Origin of the sequence: Caulobacter hibisci (genome assembly GCF_016135805.1) — a bacterium.
In the GTDB taxonomy this organism is placed as follows: domain Bacteria; phylum Pseudomonadota; class Alphaproteobacteria; order Caulobacterales; family Caulobacteraceae; genus Caulobacter; species Caulobacter hibisci.
In genome coordinates, this window is sequence record NZ_JADWOX010000018.1 from 74,731 (window position 1) to 94,128 (window position 19,398).

Sequence of the window (19,398 nt, forward strand, 5' to 3'; positions counted from 1 at the left end):
CTAGACCAGTGGGAGGCCGACATAGTTTTCGGCCAGCGTCACCTGGGCGGCGCGCGAGCCCTTGATGTAGTCCAGTTCGGCGATCTGCATCTTGCGATCGAAGCCGTCACGGTCGGGGAAGCGGTGGGTCAGGCTGGTGAACCACCAGGAGAACCGTTCGGCCTTCCAGACCCGGGCCAGGGCGCGGGCCGAATAGCCGTCGATCCCGGCCGCCGAACCCTCCTGGAAATATTCGCTCAGGGCTTCCGACAGCATGACCACGTCGGAGACGGCCAGGTTCATGCCCTTGGCGCCGGTCGGCGGCACGATGTGGGCGGCGTCGCCGGCCAGGAACAGGCGGCCGTGGCGCATCGGCTCGGTGACGAAGCTGCGCAGGGGGGCGATCGACTTCTCGAACGAGGGGGCGCGGACGATGCGCGAGGCCGCGTCGGGACCCAGGCGGATCGAGATCTCGTCCCAGAAGCGCTCGTCCGGCCAGTCCTCGATCCGGTCGTCCAGCGAGCATTGCAGGTAGTAGCGGCTGCGGGTCGGCGAGCGCATCGAGGCCAAAGCAAAGCCGCGCTCGTGATTGGAATAGATCAGCTCGTGATCGCAGGGCGGGGCTTCCGTGAGAATGCCCAGCCAGCCGAACGGATAGACTCGCTCGAAGGTCTTCAGCACATCGGCCGGGATCGCCGCCCGGCTGACCCCGTGATAGCCGTCGCAGCCGGCGATGAAGTCGCAGTCCAGGCGCTGCTCGACGCCGTCCTTGCGCCAGGTGACGTAGGGCTTGTCGGTGTCGATGTCGTGGGGCCGCACCTGGTCGGCGTCGAAGACGATGTTCACGCCGCGCGCCTCGGCGGCGTCGAACAGGTCCTTCATGACCTCCTGCTGGCCGTAGACCATGACGGTCGAGCCGCCGGTCAGTTCGGCCATGTCGATGCGGAAGACCTCGCCATCGCTGGCCAGGTTGGTGCCGCCGTGGACCAGGCCCTCGCGGCGCATGCGCTCGCCAAGGCCCAGGCGCTCCATCAGGTCGACGGTGATCTGTTCCAGCACGCCGGCCCGCACGCGACCTTCGACATAGTCGCGGTCCTTGCGTTCGAGGATGACGGCGTCGACGCCGGCCTGCTTCAGCAGATGGCCGAGGAAGAGGCCGGCGGGGCCTGCCCCGATAATGGCGACCTGAGTGCGCATGTGGTCCTTACGTCTTGCTCCCTGGGGCGCCTCACGGCGTCTTGTGTGGGAGGAGCCTAGCCGCCAGGCGTAGGATTGGGATGGACAGAGCGCGTCAAAACTTGGACTTTTCGCACAAGCGTTCGCATCGCGCACAAGTCGCGCTTCTCCTGGATTTGACGATGGAAAAGACTGTCGTTCCTAGCTTTTTCCTGTTCGGCGAGCCGCCTCAGGCCGCCGAGGGCAAGTTCATCCACCTGGAGGCCTTGGACGATCGCACGCGGCCCAACGATTGGAACATCCGCGCCCACGCCCATGGCGACCTCAACCACGTCTTCCACCTGACCACCGGCGGCGGGACGATGATGGCCGAGGACCGGCGGGTGGCCTTCACCGCCCCGTGCCTGCTGGTGGTGCCGTCGGGGGTGGTGCACGGCTTTGCCTACGACGTGGGGACGGCCGGCTCGGTGCTGACCATCGCCGACAGCTATCTGCGCGACCTGGCCACCCGCGAGCCGGCCTTCGCGGGACTGTTCCGGGCGCCGGAAGCGCTGGCCCTGGCCAAGGACTCCCGGGTCGAGGGGGCGCTGGAGGGGCTGGCGCGGGAACTGGTCTGGGCCGCGCCGGGCCACGCGGCGGCGGTGGAGGCGCACCTGCTGACCGTGCTGGTCGAGGCCTTGCGCTTGAGCGTCTCGGCGCGGGCCGGCGAGGGGCCGGCGGCGGTCGGCGGGCATGCGGCGCTGGTGGCGCGGTTCCGGGAGCTGGTCGAGGCCCGCTATCGCGAACACCTGTCGCTGGAGGCCTATGCCGACCTGCTGGGCGTCACCGCCAGCCGCCTGCGGACCGCCTGCGCCAAGGCGGCGGGGGCCGCGCCGCTGAAGCTGGTGCAGGACCGCATCCTGCTGGAGGCCAAGCGAGCGCTGCTCTATTCCAACATGACGGTGGCCGAGGCGGCCTATCACCTGGGCTTCGACGACCCGGCCTATTTCTCGCGGTTCTTCGCCAAGGCCGCGGGGGTGTCGCCGCGGGCGTTCCGCGAGGGGGCGCGGGCAGAGGCGGTGTGAGCGTCTGGCGCGCCACGCCCGATTGACGTCAGTTTCGAATTAGGACTAAGTCGGCCGAGCGCCGCGTTCGGGCGCGGGAGAGATTGTCCGTGCCCAGCTACAGCGAACTTGTCCAGGCCCTGCGGATCGATGGCGAGGCGATGGTCGCCACGGTGGGCGACGACTGGAAGCAGGGGCGCACCACCTATGGCGGGCTCTCGGCGGCCCTGTGCCTGGAGGCGGCGCAGCGCCGCCTGCCGGAAGCGCCGCCGCTGCGCTCGGCCCAGTTCGCGTTCGTCGGGCCGGCCGCCGGCGAACTGTCGGCCAGCGTCGAGGTGCTGCGCCAGGGCAAGTCGGCGCTGTTCGCCAATGTCGACCTCAGCGGGGAAGGGGGCCTGGCCACGCGCGGCCTGCTGACCTTCGGCACCGAGCGGGTCAGCAAGCTCTATCACCTGGACCTGCCCGCGCCTGACACGCCCGCGCCCGAGATGCTGGAGCTGTTCATCCCCGAGGGCGCGGGTCCGGCCTTCGCGCGGCAGTTCGAGTTCCGCTACGTGGCCGGCGGCAGGCCGCTGAGCGGCGGTCCGCCCGACTTCCTGGTCTGGATCCGTCACCGCGATCCGGCGGCGCGGTCGCTGGCGGCGCTGGTCGCCCTGGCCGACGCCTTGCCGCCGCCGGCGCTTTCGGTGTTCGACCAGTTCGCGCCGATCTCGACCATGACCTGGTCGATGGACGTGCTGGGGGAGGTTCCCGACGACGACGGCTGGCGGCTGATGTCCAGCCGGGCCGAGACGATCGCCCACGGCTATTCGGCCCAGTCCATGACCCTGTGGAGCCGCGACGGCACGCCGCTGATTGCCGCGCGCCAGACCGTGGCGGTGTTCCTGTAACGCACGGCGGGCATTGCCTCGCCGCGTCGAGTGCGGCTAAGGAGAACGCCCGTTCGCGGACGCGCATCGTTCGCTGACGTCGGAGCGCCGGCTTAGCTCAGCGGTAGAGCAGCGGTTTTGTAAACCGAAGGTCGGGGGTTCAATCCCCTCAGCCGGCACCAGCTTCCAGAGTCAGGCCTCGGGCTCGTAGGGCGCGAAGCCGGCCGGATCGAGGGATTCCAGCACGCCGCGAACCGTCAGGCCTTCGGAGTGATGACGCTCGAAGTCCTCGACCTCGTAGACCTGGCCGGTGAAGACGCCCAGGTGCGGCAGGGCCGCGCCGGTGCGCAAGATCATGTCGCCCTGTCGATAGACACGCTCGGTCATGGCAAATCCTCCCGTTCCTTATCCTGAGATTGCAGGCCAGGTGGCTCTCGACCAAGACACGATGATGTCAGCTTCCGGAGCGGAACTTCCCGCGACGTTTTACAAGGCCAGCGAAACGCGCAGTCGCGCGCCGCCCAGCCGGTCGGGATCGCCGGGCTCGGCCGGCAGCAGAACCAGCGACCCGCCATGGGCCTGGACGATCTGGCGGGCCAGGCTAAGGCCGACGCCGGAGCCCGTGGCCTTGGTGGTGTAGAACGGCAGGAACACCTGGTCGGCCTGGTCGGGCGCGACGCCCGGGCCGGAGTCCTCGACGGTGAGATGCAGGGTCTCGCCGACCCGCTCGGCCGACAGGCGCACGCGCTGGGCGGGGCGGTCAAGGGCGGCCTGGGCGGCGTTGTTGAGCAGGTTGCCGATCGCCAGCCACATCTGGTCCTCGTCCAGGCGGACCTCGATCCCGGGCGGGGTCTGGCGCTCCAGCGCCACGCCCTTGTCGCGCCACTGGGCTTCGAAGCTCTCGCAGGCGACGTCGAACCAGGTCGGCAGGTCGGCCAGGACGCGGACCGGTGGCGGCAGGCGGGTCATGGCGCGGTAGGCGTTGATGAAGTCCTGCAGGCCGGCGGTGCGGGCCACCACCCGCTCCAGGGCCTTGATCGCCGTGGCCGTCGCCTGGTCGCCGCCGTCGCGCAGCAGGTCGAGCGCGCTGCGGCTCATCGAGGCCACAGGGGTCAGGGCGTTCATCAGCTCATGGTTCAGCACCCGCAGCAGGTCGCGCAGGGCCGAGGCCTCGGCGGCGCGGACGTCGGCCGAGATGTCGGTCAGCACCACCAGGTCCGCGGCCTGGCCGTTCTCGACCAGCTCGGCGCGGCTGACGGCATAGGCGGCGTCGCGCCAGCGCACGGGAGTGACCAGATCGCGCAAGGGCTGGCCGTCGGTCAGGGCGCGGCGAGCGGCCGAGGACAGGGCGTAGGGGGTGTCGAACAGCTGGCGGGCGGCGCGGTTGACGGCGATGACCTGGTCGTCCTGGCCGCGCAGCAGGATCGGCGATGGGGTCTGGTCCAGCAGCATCTGCAGCCGCCGGCGGCTGAGGTCGGCGGCGAAGGCTTCGCTGGGCAGGGCGGCGCGGGCCGCCAGCGGACGGCCCGACAGCAGGCGCTGGGACAGGGCGACGGCCAGGGCCGCGGCGGCCAGAACACAGAGCAGGGCGTTGGCGTAGAGCCCGCGCGTGAAGGCCAGCCAGGCCAGGGCGCCGATCGCGAACAGGGCGGCCTGCGCCGCCAGCAGCAGGGCGAGCGGCCTAGAGCCCATGCTTTTCCATCCGCCGGTAGAGCGCCGCCCGGGTGATGCCCAGGTCCTTGGCCGCCTGGGACACATTGAAGCCGTGCCGGGTGAGGGCGGCCTGGACCAGGGTGCGCTCCGAGCGCTCGAGGTTGAGGTCCTTGGGCGGCAGGCCGGCCGGGACACGGAGCGGCGCGGTCAGCGCCGCCTGGATCGAGCCCAGGAAGCGGTCGTTGTTCCACGGCTTGACCACGAAGTCCTGGGCGCCCAGCCGCATGGCCTGGATGGCGATGGCCATGCCCGAGTGCCCGGTGACCACGACGACGGGCAGTTCGGGCGTCGCGGCCAGGGCGGCTTCGAGAAAGGCCAGGCCCGCCTCGCCCGAGGTGTCGCCGCGCCGGAAGTTGAGATCGAGCAGCAGCAGGTCGACGCCGCCCTGCGCCAGGCGCTCGCGCGCCGCCGCCGGCGTTTCCAGGCCCACGAAGCCGAAACCGCCCCGCTCCAGAACCAGGCTGGCCGAGGTCAGGATGTCGAGATCGTCGTCGAGGAAGAGGACGGTGGGCCGGGCGTCGAACATGTTCGGAAACGTACACTTTCAGGCGGCGCTTAAGGCGAAGAATCTGCGGAAATCTATCATAAAGCAAGTAAAATCAGTTATTTATGACTATTGCCGAGGTGCTGTTAGCCTAGCAGCATGACCAGGACCGTCCTGCTTTCCTCGACCCCAGACGACGCCGGCGCCGGCGGCATGGACCGCCGTATCGAGCGGCCCTGGTACGGCCGGCGCGCCTGGCGGCTGGGCGCGGCCGCCGTGGCGCTGGTCGGGGCGGGCGCGGCGTTCTGGACCCTGTCGCCCAGGGCCGGGTCGGTGAATGTCGCGGCGAGCACGCTGACGGTCGGGGCGGTGACCCGCGCGCCCTATCTCGACTATGCCCCGGTGCGGGCCGAGGCGGCGCCGGCGGACACCACCCTGGTGGCGGCCGAGGCCTTGGGGCGGGTCGACAGCGTGGGCGCCGCCGACGGCGACCGGGTCGTCGCCGGCCAGGTGCTGGCGCGGCTGAGCAACGCCCAGCTCAGTCTCGACGCCGCGGCCCGCGAGGCCGACATCTCGGCGCGGATCAGCGACAACGCCAGCCGGGTGATGTCGTTGAAGTCGGCCGAGGAGAGCCGCGAGCAGGCCCTGGCCGACGCCGTCCACGCCCTCAACAAGGCCCAGCAGGAGCTCGAAAAGCGCCAGGTGCTGCTGTCGCGCGACCTGCTGAGCGAGGCGGCGGTCAGGCCCTATGCCGACGAGGCCGCCTATCAGCGCCAGCGGGTGGCGGCGCTGAAGGCCGGCCAGGCGTCGGACAAGGCCTTCTATGTCGCCCAGCGGACCCAGGCCGCGCGCACCGCCGAGGATCTGCGGCGCAACCTGGTCGAGGTGGGCGCGGGGCGGTCGGCCCTGGTCGTCCGCGCCCCGGCCAGCGGCCGGCTGACGGCCTTCGACCTCAAGCCCGGCCAGGCCGTGACCCTGGGCCAGGGCCTGGGCCAGGTGGACGTCGAGGACGCCTACAAGCTGCGGGCCCAGGTCGACGAGTTCTATCTGCAGCGCCTGGCGGTCGGCCAGAGCGCCGAGGCGACCGTCCATGGCCGCACGGTGCAGGCCCGGGTGGCCAAGGTGTTTCCCCAGGTGACGGGGGGCCGGGTGGTCGTGGAGCTGGCGTTCGCCGGCGCCCAGCCCGCCGGCCTCAAGCGCGGCGAGGCCATCGATCTGCGGCTGTCGCTGGGCCAGCCGGCGAGCGCGGTGATCGCCCCGTCGGGCGCCTGGCTGAGCGAGACCGGGGGGACCTGGGTCTTCGTCCTGTCGCCTGACGGCAAGCGCGCCGAGCGGCGGGCCGTGACCATCGGCCGGCGCAATCCCGAACAGGTCGAGGTGGTGAGCGGGCTGGTGCCCGGCGAGCGGATCGTCACCGCCGGCGCCCAGGACCTGCAGAAAGCCAAGACCCTGCGCATTCGAGCGAGAGACTGACCATGATCGAACTGAAATCCCTCTCGCGCCGCTATCGGTCGGACGAGATCGAGACCACGGCCCTGCACGACGTTTCGCTGACCATCCGCCAGGGCGAGTTCGTGGCCATCATGGGTCCGTCGGGCTGCGGCAAGTCCACCCTGCTCAACATCCTGGGCACGATCGATCGGCCGACGGAGGGGCGCTACCTGTTCGACGGCGAGGACCTGACGGCGCGCAGCGAGGCCGCGCTCGCCCAGCACCGGGCCCAGCGGCTGGGCTTCATCTTCCAGAGCTTCAACCTGGTCGACGACCTGACCATCGCCGAGAACATCGAGCTGGGCCTGCTCTATCGCAAGGGCCGCCAGGGCTCGCGCCGGGCGCTGGTCGAAGCGGCGATGGACCGCGTTGGGGTGGGCCACCGGGCGCGGCATTTCCCGCACCAGCTGTCGGGCGGCCAGCAGCAGCGGGCGGCCATCGCCCGCGCCATCGTCGGCGAGCCCAGCCTGATCCTGGCCGACGAGCCGACCGGCAATCTCGACACCGAGAACGGGGCCCAGGTGATGGAGATCTTGAAAGGCCTGAACGCGGCAGGGGCGACCATCGTCATGGTTACCCACTCGCCCAGCCACGCCGACCAGGCCGGCCGCCGCATCGACATCCTCGACGGGCGGCTGGTGGCCTCCGTCGCCCAGGCGATCTGAGGAGGCGGGCGTGCTGCGTTCGATCCTTGTCGCCTTCTGGCGCTCGTTCACTCGGCGGCCGCTCTATGCGGCGCTGAACCTGCTGGGCCTCAGCCTGGGCGTCGCGGCGTTCCTGACCCTGAGCCTGCTCTATCGCTTCGAGACCAGCTACGAGACCTGGACCCCTGAGCACAGCCGGATCTACGCGGCGGGGGTGGCCTACAACTTTCCGGGGTTCTCGCGCGCCACGCGGGTCGGCGCCATGGGCGGGCTTCTGGAGGAGATGAAGGCCGACTATCCGGACGTGCGCGGCGTGCGCGACTGGAGCCAGGCGGTCACGGTTCACAAGGGGGCCGTCGCCACGGGCGAGCAGATGGAACTGGTCGACCCCGAGTTCCTCGACTTCTTCCAGACGCCGCTGCTGGCGGGCGACGCCCGCACGGCCCTGGCCGATCCTGGCCGGGTGGCGATCTCTGAAGACCTGGCGCGCAAGTATTTCGGCGGGACCGACGTGATCGGCCGCACGCTGGACGTTACCGACTCCGAGGGGCGGGCGACCTATACGGTCAGCGCGGTGATCAAGGCGCTGCCCAAGAACAGCGAGCTGAAGCTCGATCTGTTGCGCCGGCTGCCCGTGGAGCGCACGGCCAAGGAACAGGCCTGGCATCACTGGGGCTCCCTCCAGCTCTTCACCTTCTTCAAGTTCGATCGGCCCGAGCAGGCCAGGGCGCTGGAGGCCCAGTTGCCCGCCTTCGTCGACCGACGGGTGGGCAGGACCTTCGGCGACGATGTCGTTCCGCACGAGATGCTGGCCCTGAAGTTCGTGCCGCTGCGCGACGTGCACCTGCTGGACGCCAAGCAGCGGGCGGCGGTCGACACCTTGGGGGTGGTCGGGATCGTGGCCCTGGTGCTGGCCCTGATCAATTACGTGAACCTGGCGACCGCCCGGGCGGGGCTGCGGGCTCGCGAAGTGGCGGTGCGCAAGGCGCTGGGCGCGGGGCCCGGGGCGCTGCGCACGCAGTTCCTGGGCGAGGCGGCGTCGACCATCGCCCTGGCGTTCCTGGTTGGCCTGGCCGTGGTCGAGCTGGCCTTGCCGCTGATCAACGCCGCGGGCGGCCTGTCGCTGAGCCTCGACTACCGGCGGGACGGGGCGTGGGTGGCCGGTGTGTTCGGCGTGGTGCTGGCGGCGGGCCTGCTGGCCGCGGTCTATCCGGCCTTCATGCTGGCGGCGTTCAAGCCGGCCCAGGTGCTGGCCTCGAGCCGGGCGCCCAGCGGCGGACGGTTCGGCGCGCGGCTGCGCGAGGCGCTGGTGGTCTGCCAGTTCGCCGCGGTGGTCGCCGCCTTCGTGCTGATGCTGGGCTTCCTGGGGCAGATCCGGCACATGCAGGAGGCGGACCTCGGCTATCGCCGCGACGGCCTTTATCTGGTCCTGTCCACCCGCCGGGTCGGGGTGACGCCCGAGCAGCGCAACGCCTTCTGGGAGACGGTCAGGCGTATCCCCGGCGTGACGGCGGTGACGGCCAGCAGCAACGCGCCGGCCGACGACGACTTCAACAGCAACTCGACGGCTCACCGGCTCGATCGCGGCGCGCCGCCGGAAATGGCGACGACCCTGAACGTGTCGTCGATCGGCCCCGACTACTTCCAGGTTCTGGAGGGGCGGCTGGTCGCCGGGCGGATGCTGGATGCCCAGCATGGCGGCGACGAGCAGTACAATCCGAAAGCCACGCCCGACACCGTGACCAACGTCGTGATCAGCCGCGAGGCCGCCAAGGTGCTGCAGTACGCCTCGCCCGAGGCGGCGCTGGACCAGTTGCTGGACTTCGGCGGCCGCAAGGTGCGCGTCGTCGGCGTGGCCGAGGACATGCGCTTCTACAGCCCGATGGAGAAGGTGCCGGCCCGGATCTACTTCTTCAGCGGTCTTCCGGCCTGGTGGCCGGCGGACTGGCCGATCACCATGGTGCGCTATTCGGGCATGGACGAGGCGGCGATGCGCGCGCGGCTGGAGACGGCCTGGCGGCAGGCCGCGCCGGGCGCGCCGTTCGAGGGCAAGACGGCCCTGGCCAATCTGGATCGCTACTATAAACCCCAGCGCGATCGCTCCAACCTGTTCAGCCTGGGCGCGGCGGCGGGCGCGGGGATCGGCTGCATCGGGCTTTACGGCCTGGCGGCGTTCAACACCTCGCGGCGGGCGCGGGAGGTGGGCCTGCGCAAGGTGCTGGGGGCGTCGAGCCCGCAGGTGGCGCGGCTGCTGGTCGGCCAGTTCCTGCGGCCGATCCTGATCGCCTGCCTGATCGCCTGGCCGCTGTCCTGGTGGGCGCTGCGGCGCTGGCTGGCGCAGTTCGACGATCCCATCGGGATCGGGCCGGGGATCTTCCTGGCCGGCGCGGCGGCGGCCCTGGCCATCGGCCTGGCGACCGTCGGCGGCCTGGGCTGGGCGGCGGCCTCGACCTCGCCCGGCAAGGCGCTGCGCAGCGAGTGATCGGGGTGCGCGGCCAGGTGGAGGGCGTTGTCGCGCTCTCCCTCAGGCTTCGTTGTCTTTGATCGGAAAGGCTTTTCGCCGGAACGGGCGCCTGCGCGGCGGGCAGTTGACTGGCCGGTCCCGGACTTGCAGAGCTAGGCGTTGACGAGGCGCGCACCGACAGCAAAGAAGCGCGCCATCGAGGGCGGGCAGGGGCGATCGGTGTGAAGGACGAGGGCTGGCGCGGCTTGGTGCGCCGCATCACGCGCATCACGCGCGACCCCGCCGGCGCGGAGGACGTGGTCCAGTCCGCCATGGTGCGGATGCTGGAATACCGACGGGCCAACGTGCTGATCAATCCCGAGGGCTTCGTCGCGCGGGCGGCGGTCAACCTGGCCATCGACGAGCGTCGGCAACGCGCGCGACGCCCCGAGGAAGGCCTCGACTTCATCGACGACGCCCTGGCCGATTCCCAGCCGCTGCAGGACGAGGTGCTGCGGGCGCGCGAGCGTCTGGCGCGGCTGAAACTGGGCCTGGCGCGTCTCAGCCCGCGGACACGCGAAGTCTTTTTGCTTCACCGACTGGAGGGGCTGAAGTATCGGGAGATCGCAGAGCGCCTCGGGATCACCGTCAGCGCCGTGGAAAAACACGTGGCCAAGGCGGCCCTGTTCCTGACCGGATGGACCGAGAAGTGGTGAGCCCAGCGCGGGACATCGAAGCTGTTCGCAAGGAGGCGGCCGACTGGCTGGCCCGCCTGCGCAGCGACGCGCGCGGCCCCGCCGACGAATCCGACTTCAAGCTCTGGCTGAATCGCTCCGAAGACCACCGGGCCAGCTTCGACGCCCTGACCGAGACCTGGGAGCTGGCCGGCGCCCTGAAGCACGATCCGGAGATCGTCGTGCCTCCGGCTCCGCGGCGTTCGCCCGTCCTGGCGCGCCGCGCGGTGCTGGCCGGGGTGGGCGTCGCGGCCGTGGGCCTGGGCTGGCTGGCCCTGGCGCCGGAGGTCTACGCCACCGGCATCGGCGAGACCCGCACCCTGCACCTGGACGACGGCTCGTCGATCCTGCTCGACGCCGACAGCCGCATCCGCGTCCACCTGGAAGGCCGCAAGCGCAAGGCGACCCTGGTGCGCGGCCGGGCCTTCTTCCGCGCCGCCACCGATCCGGTGAAGCCGTTCGTGGTCAGCGCCGACGGCCGCGAGATCGTCGGCGACGGCGGCGACGCCTTCGACGTCTCGGTGAACGGTGCGGCCGTCGCCGTGACCAGCGTCGAGGGCCAGGTTCTGGTGATGGAGGCCGGACAGCCTTCCAGCCGTCTGATCGCCATGGCGGGGCAGCGGATCGTCATGGCCGGCGAGGCCGCGCCGCGCCGCGAGGCCGCCGACGTGCAGGCCGCCACGGCCTGGCGATTCGGCCAGGCGGTGTTCGACGACCAGACCCTGGCCGCGGCCATCGCCGAGATGAACCGCTACAGCCGTCGCCGCATCGTGCTGTCGGAGCCGGGTCTGGAAGACCTGCGGATCAGCGGCGTCTACAAGGCTGGCGACAACGAGGCCTTCGCCCGTTCGGTGGCGGTGTTGCTCGATCTAAAGGTCCAGACCAGCGCCGGCGGTCTGCTGATCGCGCCGCGCGCCGGGGCATGAACCTGTCGGCGCGCGCGCCCGAAAGTGCGAAGGCCGCAAAAAAGTTGCTGAGGAAAAATCGACCGCCGTCGTCAGGCCTCTTGAGCCCGAAATGCGGGCCAAGAGGGGACTAGAGTTTCATGACGATGGGGAACGACGGCCGGCTGCGCCGTATGCTGGCCGGATCGGCGGCCGTGGGCGTGCTGTTGGTCGCTGGGGCGGCCTTTGGTCAGGTCGTAGCGGTGGACGTGCAGGCTCAGCCGCTGGACAAGGCGCTGCGTGAGCTGGGCAAGGAAACCGGGACCAACATCCTGTTCTCGCCCAAGGCCGTGGCCGGACGCCGCGCGGCGGCCGTGGTCGGCCGCTACACCCCGATCGAGGCCGCCCGCAAGCTGGCCGGTCAGGCCGGCCTGGAAGTGGTCGAGGACGGCTCGGGCGCGCTGATCGTGCGCCAGCCCGGCGCGTCCCAGGTCGCCACCGTTCAGCAGGCGTCGTTCGAGACGGTAGATCAAGGCTCTACTGTCGAGGTTGAAGAAGTCGTGGTGACTGGCTCGCGCCTGCGCCGCACCACCTTCGACAGCCCCTCTCCCGTGGTCGATGTCGATCGCGAAGACCTGCTGGAAAGTGGCTACACCGACATCGCCGAAGCCCTGACCGACCTGCCGGGCGTCGATATCGGCGTCAACCTGTCGACCAGCCAGTCGGCCGTGCAGGACAACGGCCTGTCGACCGTCAGCCTGCGCGCCCTGGGCCAGAACCGCACCCTGACCCTGATCGACGGTCACCGCACGGTGTCCAACGCCGGCAACAAGAACGCGGTGAGCCTCAGCTCCATCCCCGAGTTCTTCGTCGATCGCGTCGAGATCAGCACCGGCGGCGCCTCGGCCATCTACGGCTCGGACGCCGTCTCGGGCGTCGTCAACATCATCACCACCAACAAGATGGACGGGGTGAAGCTGCGCGCCGTGGCCGGCGTCACCGACGACGGCGGTGGCAGCACCATCGAATATTCGGCGGTCGCGGGTAAGCGCTTCTTGGACGACAAGCTGTTCATGATGATCGGCGGCACCTACGAGAAGCAGGACGCCCTCAACGCCACCGACCGCAAGTGGGCGACCCAGTCGGTGCTCTACGATCCCGACACCAACACCGTCACCAGCCCTGACCTGTCGACCTATACCCCCGGCGGCCGCTTCCGCAGCAGCAGCTTCTATTATGACGAAGGCGGCCTGCAGAAGAACTTCGTCACGGCGGTCAACGGCTACGAGACCCGCGACAACGGCACGCTTATCACTCCGGCCAAACGTTCGTCCGGCGCGATCAAGATCAACTACCAGGCCACGCCCGACATCAAGATCTGGGGCCAGTTCCAGGCTTCGCGCGTGACCACCAACTCGGTGCGCGAGCCCTACGGCCTGAGCAGCTCGACCACCTACGGCGTCAACGACGAGTACACGATCGGCAACATCGCCCGCGCCAATCCGTACGTGCCGTCGGCGATCTACTCGTCCTCGACCTCGTCGATCAGCTTCCGCCGCCGCATGACCGAGGTGGGCGAGCTGGAAATCTACAACCGCCGCACCACCCTGCGCGGCTGGGCCGGGGCCGAGGGCAAGGTGTTCGGCGACTGGGACTGGGCCGTGACCTACGGCTACGGCGAGTACGACGGCTATCAGGTCCGCAAGAACGGCCTGAACATGGCCAATGTGAAGAACGCCCTGAACGCCGAGCTCAACACCACGACCGGCCAGGTCCAGTGCAAGGGCGCCACCGCCCGCGCCAACGGCTGCGTGCCGCTGAACCTGTTCGGCATCGGCTCGATTAGCAAGGAAGCGGCCGACTACATCCGCGCCGACGTCTGGTATCGCCCGCAGAACCGCCAGGACACGGTCGAAGGCTACATGACCGGAGAGCTGTTCCAGCTGCCGGCCGGCCCGATCGAGACCGCGGTCGGCTTCGAGCTGCGTCGTGACAAGACCCGCACCACGACCGACGAGCTGACCCAGAACGGCCTGACCAACTTCGCCTACATCCCCGAATACAGCGGCGTGGTGAAGTCGAACGAAGCCTATGTCGAGGCCTCGGTTCCGCTGGTGAAGGACCTGCCGTTCGTGCAGCGCCTGGAAGTCGACGGCGCCGTCCGCGTCGCTCACTACAACCTCGAGAACGTCGGCACGACGCTCAGCTACCGCGCCGGCCTGCAATGGCAGCCGGTGGCGGGCCTGCGCTTCCGCACCGCCTGGAGCCGCGCCCAGCGCGCGCCTGACACCACCGAGCTCTATTCGCCGCCCCGCGACGACTACGACACGGTGGCCGACGTCTGCAGCGGCGTGACCGCCTCGACCCCCGGCACCGTGGCCCAGAACTGCCGCGCCAATGCCGGCATCGCGGCGGCCATCGCAGCCGACGGCGTGTTCACCTCGGACGTCACCAGCGTCAACTCTCCCAACGGCGGCAATATCGACCTGAAGGAAGAGACCGCCGACACCCTGACGGTCGGCTTCGTGTTGCAGCCGACCTTCTTCAACGGCTTCGACCTCAGCGTCGACTACTACGACATCAAGGTGGCCGACGCGATTTCGTCGCTGTCGAACAGCCAGCTTCTGGCCGAGTGCTACCAATCGACCAGCGGGACGGACAACCGCTTCTGCAACGTCATCACCCGTGACGCCGAGGGCCAGATCTCCAAGATCCTGAACCTGTCGGAAAACCTCGACGACCTGCGCGCCAGCGGCGTCGACGTGGCCCTGCGCTACCGGTTCGACCTGGACCGCTGGAAGGTGCCGGGCGACTTCACCTTCCGGGCCAACTACAGCCGCCGCCTGAAGCTGGAGAGCCGCTACGAGGGCGTCAACGGCGTCTCGATCGCCGACGACCTGGGCGAGGTCGGCACCTCGAAGAACGAGGGCAAGTTCAGCCTGGCCTGGCGTAACCGCCAGTGGAACGTGCAGTGGTCGGCCAACTACGTCGGCGAGGCGGTGGACGACAACGACCTGGCCGCGGCCTTCGCCGAGGCCGGCGTGACCAACCCGCTGTACCTGAACGTCGACGCCTTCTGGCGCCACGACCTGTCGGTGAAGTTCTTCCCCGATCCGAAGAACAAGGACCTGCGCGTCTTCGGCACCGTCAAGAACGTGTTCGACAACCAGGGTCCGTTCCTGCCGGACGGCACGGAGTCGGGCAGCAGCTACAACTACAGCGCCGTCTACGGCGTCAGCGGCCGGGCCTACACCCTGGGCCTGCAAGTCGCTTTCTAGGAAGCGGCCTCTTCATCGCCGGCGCCTTCGGGCGCCGGCGATTTTCATTTCCGGAGCTTTTCGATGTTTCGTTTCCGCCTGGCGGCCCTGGCCGCCGGAAGCCTGCTCGCGGCCGCCGCCTCGCAGGGCTGGGCCGCGCCGCGCGTGATGACCGCCACCGACCTGGTCGGCCTCGAGAAGCTCTCCGATCCCAAGGTCTCGCCCGACGGGCGGTTCGTGCTCTATTCGGTCGGCCGGGTCGACTGGAAGGCCAACGCCGTGCAGGACGACCTGTGGCGCGTGGGCCTGGACGGCTCGGATCCCCGGCGGATGGTCGAGGGGCCCGCCTCGGGCGCGGCCTGGTCGCCGGACGGCAAGCGCTTCGCCTTCACCGCCAAGCGCGAAGGCGACAGCGGCCGGCAGATCTACCTGTCGCCCATCGATGGCGGCGAGCCCAAGCGCCTGGGCAAGCTGCGCACCGGCCCGTCGGACCTGCGCTGGTCGCCGGACGGTTCGGCGATCTATTTCCTGGCCGACGCCCCCGATCCCAAGCCCCTGGCCAAGCGCAAGCGCGAGAAGGACGACATGATCGCCTTCGAGACGCCGCAGGCGCGCGGCCGGCTGTGGCGGATCACCGTCGCCGACGGCAAGGCCGCGCCGGTGATCGAGGGCGACTTCGAGGTCGAGGCCTACGACCTGTCGGCCGACGGCAAGACCATTCTCTATCGCCGCGCGCCCTCGCATCTGCTGGACGACAATCCGAAATCCGAGCTGTGGGTGAAGGCGGGGCAGGGACCCGACCGCCGCCTGACCGACAACGATTACCAGGAAAGCACGCCGCGCCTGTCGCCCGACGGCCGCTCGGCGCTGTTCCTTGCCACGGCCGAGAACGGCCGCTACGGCACGGTCAATCCGAACCTCTTCGTGCTGCCGACGGCCGGCGGGGCGCCGCGCGAACTGGCCCACGGCCTGCCCTATGAGATCGAGGACGCGGCCTGGTCGGCCGACGGCCGCGAGATCTACATCACCGCCACCACCGGCGTGCGCCGCGAACTGTTCGCCGTCGATGTGAAGAGCGAGGTCGTGCGGCCGCTGGCGCGTGGCGACCACGCCGCCGGCGACGTCACCCTGACCCGCGACGGCAAGACGGTGGTGTTCTTCAAGGCTTCGGCGACCTCGCCGGGCGAGGTGTTCAGGATGGATCCGGCCCGTCCGGCGCCGGTGCAGGTGACGCACCTGAACGACGACATCGCCACCCGCTTCCGCCTGCCGCGCCAGGAGGCGATCCAGTGGACCGCGCCCGACGGCCAGGCGCTGGAAGGGCTGGTGACCTATCCGCTCGACTACCAGCCGGGCCGTCGCTACCCGCTGATCGTCCAGAGCCACGGCGGGCCGCGTTCATCGGACGTGTTCAACATCTTCGCCTACGGCCGCTTCAACCCGCTGCTGGCGGCCAAGGGCGTGATGACGCTGAGCGTCAACTACCGAGGCGGCACGGCCTATGGCGACGCCTTCCTGCAGGGGATGAACGCCGGCTATTTCCGCCATGCCGACAAGGACGTGCTGTCGGGCGTCGACAATCTGGTCGCCAAGGGGCTGGCCGATCCGGATCGCCTGGGCGTGATGGGCTGGAGCGCCGGCGGCCACATGACCAACCGCCTGATCACCGTCACCGACCGCTTCAAGGCCGCCGCCTCGGGCGCGGGGGCGGTCGACTGGCCGTCGATGTACTTGACGTCCGACAACCGCTGGCAGCGCACCGAATGGTTCGTGACGCCGCCCTACGGCTCGACCGCGCGGCGCGATCTTTACACGGACAACTCGCCGCTCAGCCAGCTGGACAAGGTCAAGACCCCGACCCTGATCTTGGCCGGAGCCGAGGACGAACGTGTGCCCTGGACCCAGTCGGTGATGCTGAACCGGGCGCTGCGGGCCCTGGGCGTCGAGAGCGAGCTCTACCTGGCCCCGCGCGAGCCGCATAATTTCCGCGAGCTGCGCCACCGCCTGTTCCAGGTGAACGTGCAGATGGACTGGTTCAGCAAGCGCGTGCTGGGCCAGGACTACGTCTGGAGCGGCCCGCCGGGCGAGGACGCCGACGAGACGGGCGAGCTCTGAAAATAGAAACGGCGGGGATGAAGACCCCCGCCGTTTGTCGTTCTAGCGACGCACCCGCAGGGTGACGCCGAAGGTGCGCGGATCGCCCAGGGTGCCGGTGATGGCCCCGGTGTTGGCCGCGCCCAGCGACAGGTAGTAGAGCTTATCGAAGACGTTGCGGCCCCAGACCTGCAGGTCCCAGCGCCCGTCTTCCGAGCTGATGCCCGCGCGCAGGTTCAGCAGGGTGTAGCCCTTGATCTTCGAATATTCGGAGTCCGCGGCGGTGGTGTAGTAGGACGAGCGATAGCTGGCGTCGTAGCCGGCATAGGCCTCCAGGGCGTTGCTGCGCCAGGTCCCGGCGGCCCGGCGGTATTCGCCGCCCGTCGAGGCGGCCCACAGCGACACGCCCGGCAGGCGCCGGCCGCTGAGGTCGCAATAGGTCGTCAGATGGAGCTCGATCGGGCAGGCGGCCCGCTCGTAGCTCGTGTAGCTGGCGTCGTTGTAGGTGGTCGAACCGTAGAGGGTCAGGCCCTCGACCGGCGCGGCCCGCACGTCCAGCTCGACGCCCCGGCTGCGCACGCTGCCGGCGTTGGTCAGGTAGCTTACGTTGTTGATCAGGTTGATCGAGGTGGTCTGGTAGCCTTCGTCCTCGGTCCAGAACAGGGCGAGGTTGGCGGTCAGGCGGCGGTCCAGCCAGGTGCTCTTGAGGCCGGCCTCGTAGCTGTCGATGGTTTCCGGATCGATGACCGGATCGACGGCGTTGGCGCCGGAGGTGTTGATGTTCGACAGGTTCAGGCCGCCGGCCTTGTAGCCCCGGGCGTAGGTCGCATAGACCAGCGGGCCGTTGTCGAAGGTGTAGGCCAGGGTGATGTTGCCGGTCAGGCTGTCGCCCGAGGTCTCGGACGAGAAGCTGTTGGCCGCGCCGAAGCGGGCGCGCAGGGCGATCGCCGTGGCCTGCTCGGCCGTGGTCAGGCCCGACAGCGAGGCGCCCGAGGCGGTCTGGTCGAACCAGCCGGTCATCTTCTCGTAGGTGTAGCGCAGGCCGCCGGTGATATCGAAGCGGTCGGTGACGTGCCAGGTGCCCTGGGCGAAGGCCGCCGCGCTGTTGGTCTTCGGGCTGGAGTGGCTGATGATCGAGTAGTTGTTCAGCGCCGCGGCGCGCACCGTGGCCGAAGCCGCCGCCGGAGCCAGCAGCCAGTCGGCCGCGTAGGGGCCGTAATAGTTGACCGCCTCGGCGTCGAGATCCTGCCAGAAGTAGTAGAGGCCGGCCACGTAATCGAGCTTGCGGTCGCCTTCCGAGCGGATGCGCAGTTCCTGGCTGAACTGCTGCTGGTCGTTGTCCTGGTGGGCGTCGATGATCGCCGACAGGGTGGTGCCGTCGGCGTCGTTGTGCGGACGCCAGTGCCAGCCGCGCCAGGCGGTGACCGAGGTGATGGTGGCGCCTTCGAGGCTGTAGTCGGCGATGGCAGAGACGCCGCCGTGGGTCTCGAAATAGCTGTTCTTGGTGTTGACCGAGACCAGGCGCGCTTCCGGATCGATGGCGGTCGGCGTGAAGCCGATGCGGGCGGCGCGGGCCAGATAGCCGTTCGGATAGGCCGTGCCGTCGTCGGCATAGGTGGTCAGCAGGCCGGTCAGCACGCTGGCGGCGGTGTTGGAATATTGCTGGCCGTAGTCGCCCGACAGCTTGATCTTCAGCTTCTCGTTCGGGGTCAGCAGGAACTGAACGCGGCCGCCGAAGTCGTGATAGTCCTGCGTTTTCGAGCCGTCATAGACGTTGGTCATGTAGCCGTCGCGCTGGGTGTTGGCGAGGGCGACGCGGAAGGCCAGCTTGTCCTCGACGATCGGACCGGCGACCGCCAGGTGGGCCTGGAAGTAGTTGTAGTTGCCGCCGGTGACGTCGGCCGCGAACTCCGGCGTGAACTTCGGCTCCTTGGTGGCGATAACGAGGGCGCCGGCCGAAGTGTTCTTGCCAAACAGCGTGCCCTGCGGGCCGCGCAGCACCTGCACGGAGTCGAGGTCGGCGAGGTCGAACACCGCCTGGCCCGGACGGCCCAGATAGACTTGGTCCAGATAGACGCCGACCGCCGATTGCAGGCCGTCGTTATAGACCGAGACGTTGTTGCCCAGGCCACGGATGTTGATGCTGGTGTTGCGCGGGTTGGTGACGCTGACGCTGAGGCTCGGCGAAAGCTGCTGCAGGTCGCGAACGTTGTAGGCGCGGGCTTTCTCGAGCTGAGCGCCGCCAAAGGCGGAAACGGCGACCGGCACGGTCTGGGCGTCTTCCTCGCGGCGGCGGGCGGTGACGACCACGGCGTCCAGGCCCACGGCGTCATTGGCGCTCGGCTCGGCCGGGGTCTCGGCGGGCGTCTCGGCCGCGAAGGCCGGCGCGGCGCCGGTCATCAGGGCGGCGCACGAGGCGGCGGCCAAGGCCAGGCGACGCAGCGTCACGCCGGGGTTGTGGTCGAGGCGAGTATTCGCCTGGCGATAAGAATGTTGCGCGCCCGACATGTTGTGGAGCCCCCATAAACAGCAAGAACAACCGCAGAGAACGACGGTTCTTGACGTCTCGGCGGGCCCTTCGCCGATG

Annotated in this window: 14 protein-coding genes and 1 tRNA gene; 10 read left to right on the top strand and 5 right to left on the bottom strand. The window is 69.5% G+C overall.

The annotated features are described in order from the left end of the window. Positions 1-1,176, bottom strand: a complete 1,176-nt coding sequence (gene pobA / locus I4Q42_RS20720) for a 4-hydroxybenzoate 3-monooxygenase (protein ID WP_198577987.1) — start codon at positions 1,174-1,176, stop codon at positions 1-3. Positions 1,177-1,337: 161 nt separating this feature from the next. Between pobA and I4Q42_RS20725 the strand changes: the two genes are divergently transcribed. The 3 genes from I4Q42_RS20725 (at position 1,338) to I4Q42_RS20735 (ending at position 3,249) form a co-directional block, all read left to right on the top strand. Continuing rightward, positions 1,338-2,219 carry a helix-turn-helix domain-containing protein gene (locus tag I4Q42_RS20725; RefSeq protein WP_198577988.1) on the top strand — a complete coding sequence of 294 codons (882 nt, stop codon included), beginning with the start codon at positions 1,338-1,340 and terminating at the stop codon, positions 2,217-2,219. Positions 2,220-2,308: 89 nt separating this feature from the next. Next, positions 2,309-3,088, top strand: a complete 780-nt coding sequence (locus I4Q42_RS20730) for an acyl-CoA thioesterase (protein ID WP_332873125.1) — start codon at positions 2,309-2,311, stop codon at positions 3,086-3,088. An 86-nt stretch (positions 3,089-3,174) separates the two neighbouring features. Continuing rightward, positions 3,175-3,249: transfer RNA gene (locus I4Q42_RS20735), tRNA-Thr, on the top strand. A gap of 10 nt (positions 3,250-3,259) precedes the next feature. Here I4Q42_RS20735 and I4Q42_RS20740 read toward each other — a convergent pair. From I4Q42_RS20740 to I4Q42_RS20750, 3 genes are all read right to left on the bottom strand, one after another. Next, complete coding sequence (locus I4Q42_RS20740; RefSeq protein WP_198577989.1) at positions 3,260-3,454, bottom strand: hypothetical protein; 195 nt, start codon at positions 3,452-3,454, stop codon at positions 3,260-3,262. A gap of 99 nt (positions 3,455-3,553) precedes the next feature. After that, entirely contained in the window at positions 3,554-4,759 is a 1,206-nt protein-coding gene (locus I4Q42_RS20745; protein ID WP_198577990.1) for a sensor histidine kinase, read from the bottom strand. Beyond that, positions 4,749-5,306 (bottom strand): response regulator, encoded by a 558-nt coding sequence (locus I4Q42_RS20750; RefSeq protein ID WP_198577991.1) that lies wholly within the window; start codon positions 5,304-5,306, stop codon positions 4,749-4,751. Before I4Q42_RS20750 ends, I4Q42_RS20745 begins: the two co-directional genes overlap by 11 nt. A 117-nt stretch (positions 5,307-5,423) precedes the next feature. Here I4Q42_RS20750 and I4Q42_RS20755 point away from each other — a divergent pair, with 117 nt between their 5' ends. From I4Q42_RS20755 to I4Q42_RS20785, 7 genes are all read left to right on the top strand, one after another. After that, positions 5,424-6,737 carry an efflux RND transporter periplasmic adaptor subunit gene (locus tag I4Q42_RS20755; RefSeq protein WP_232793322.1) on the top strand — a complete coding sequence of 438 codons (1,314 nt, stop codon included), beginning with the start codon at positions 5,424-5,426 and terminating at the stop codon, positions 6,735-6,737. Between the two features lie 2 nt (positions 6,738-6,739). After that, positions 6,740-7,420, top strand: a complete 681-nt coding sequence (locus tag I4Q42_RS20760; RefSeq protein ID WP_198577992.1) for an ABC transporter ATP-binding protein — start codon at positions 6,740-6,742, stop codon at positions 7,418-7,420. 10 nt (positions 7,421-7,430) lie between these two features. Continuing rightward, positions 7,431-9,881: an ABC transporter permease gene (locus I4Q42_RS20765; protein ID WP_198577993.1), complete on the top strand. Its 2,451-nt coding sequence runs from the start codon at positions 7,431-7,433 to the stop codon at positions 9,879-9,881. Between the two features lie 203 nt (positions 9,882-10,084). Next, positions 10,085-10,558 (top strand): RNA polymerase sigma factor, encoded by a 474-nt coding sequence (locus tag I4Q42_RS20770; RefSeq protein WP_198577994.1) that lies wholly within the window; start codon positions 10,085-10,087, stop codon positions 10,556-10,558. Further along, on the top strand, positions 10,555-11,502 hold the full coding sequence (locus I4Q42_RS20775) for a FecR family protein (protein WP_198577995.1): 948 nt from the start codon (positions 10,555-10,557) through the stop codon (positions 11,500-11,502). Before I4Q42_RS20770 ends, I4Q42_RS20775 begins: the two co-directional genes overlap by 4 nt. Before the next feature lie 119 nt (positions 11,503-11,621). After that, positions 11,622-14,738 (top strand): TonB-dependent receptor plug domain-containing protein, encoded by a 3,117-nt coding sequence (locus tag I4Q42_RS20780; RefSeq protein WP_198577996.1) that lies wholly within the window; start codon positions 11,622-11,624, stop codon positions 14,736-14,738. Positions 14,739-14,801: 63 nt separating this feature from the next. Next, positions 14,802-16,832: a S9 family peptidase gene (locus I4Q42_RS20785; protein ID WP_198577997.1), complete on the top strand. Its 2,031-nt coding sequence runs from the start codon at positions 14,802-14,804 to the stop codon at positions 16,830-16,832. A 42-nt stretch (positions 16,833-16,874) separates the two neighbouring features. Here I4Q42_RS20785 and I4Q42_RS20790 read toward each other — a convergent pair whose 3' ends face one another. Then, positions 16,875-19,259, bottom strand: a complete 2,385-nt coding sequence (locus I4Q42_RS20790) for a TonB-dependent receptor (protein ID WP_198577998.1) — start codon at positions 19,257-19,259, stop codon at positions 16,875-16,877. Between the last annotated feature and the right edge of the window lie 139 nt (positions 19,260-19,398).

Bases quoted from the DNA above. Each gene is read 5' to 3' on its own strand.
- I4Q42_RS20740 (WP_198577989.1), bottom strand. From the start codon at position 3,454: ATGACCGAGCGTGTCTATCGACAGGGCGACATGATCTTGCGCACCGGC.
- I4Q42_RS20785 (WP_198577997.1), top strand. From the start codon at position 14,802: ATGTTTCGTTTCCGCCTGGCGGCCCTGGCCGCCGGAAGCCTGCTCGCG.
- I4Q42_RS20750 (WP_198577991.1), bottom strand. From the start codon at position 5,306: ATGTTCGACGCCCGGCCCACCGTCCTCTTCCTCGACGACGATCTCGAC.
- pobA (WP_198577987.1), bottom strand. From the start codon at position 1,176: ATGCGCACTCAGGTCGCCATTATCGGGGCAGGCCCCGCCGGCCTCTTC.
- I4Q42_RS20760 (WP_198577992.1), top strand. From the start codon at position 6,740: ATGATCGAACTGAAATCCCTCTCGCGCCGCTATCGGTCGGACGAGATC.
- I4Q42_RS20755 (WP_232793322.1), top strand. From the start codon at position 5,424: ATGACCAGGACCGTCCTGCTTTCCTCGACCCCAGACGACGCCGGCGCC.
- I4Q42_RS20725 (WP_198577988.1), top strand. From the start codon at position 1,338: ATGGAAAAGACTGTCGTTCCTAGCTTTTTCCTGTTCGGCGAGCCGCCT.
- I4Q42_RS20780 (WP_198577996.1), top strand. From the start codon at position 11,622: ATGACGATGGGGAACGACGGCCGGCTGCGCCGTATGCTGGCCGGATCG.
- I4Q42_RS20745 (WP_198577990.1), bottom strand. From the start codon at position 4,759: ATGGGCTCTAGGCCGCTCGCCCTGCTGCTGGCGGCGCAGGCCGCCCTG.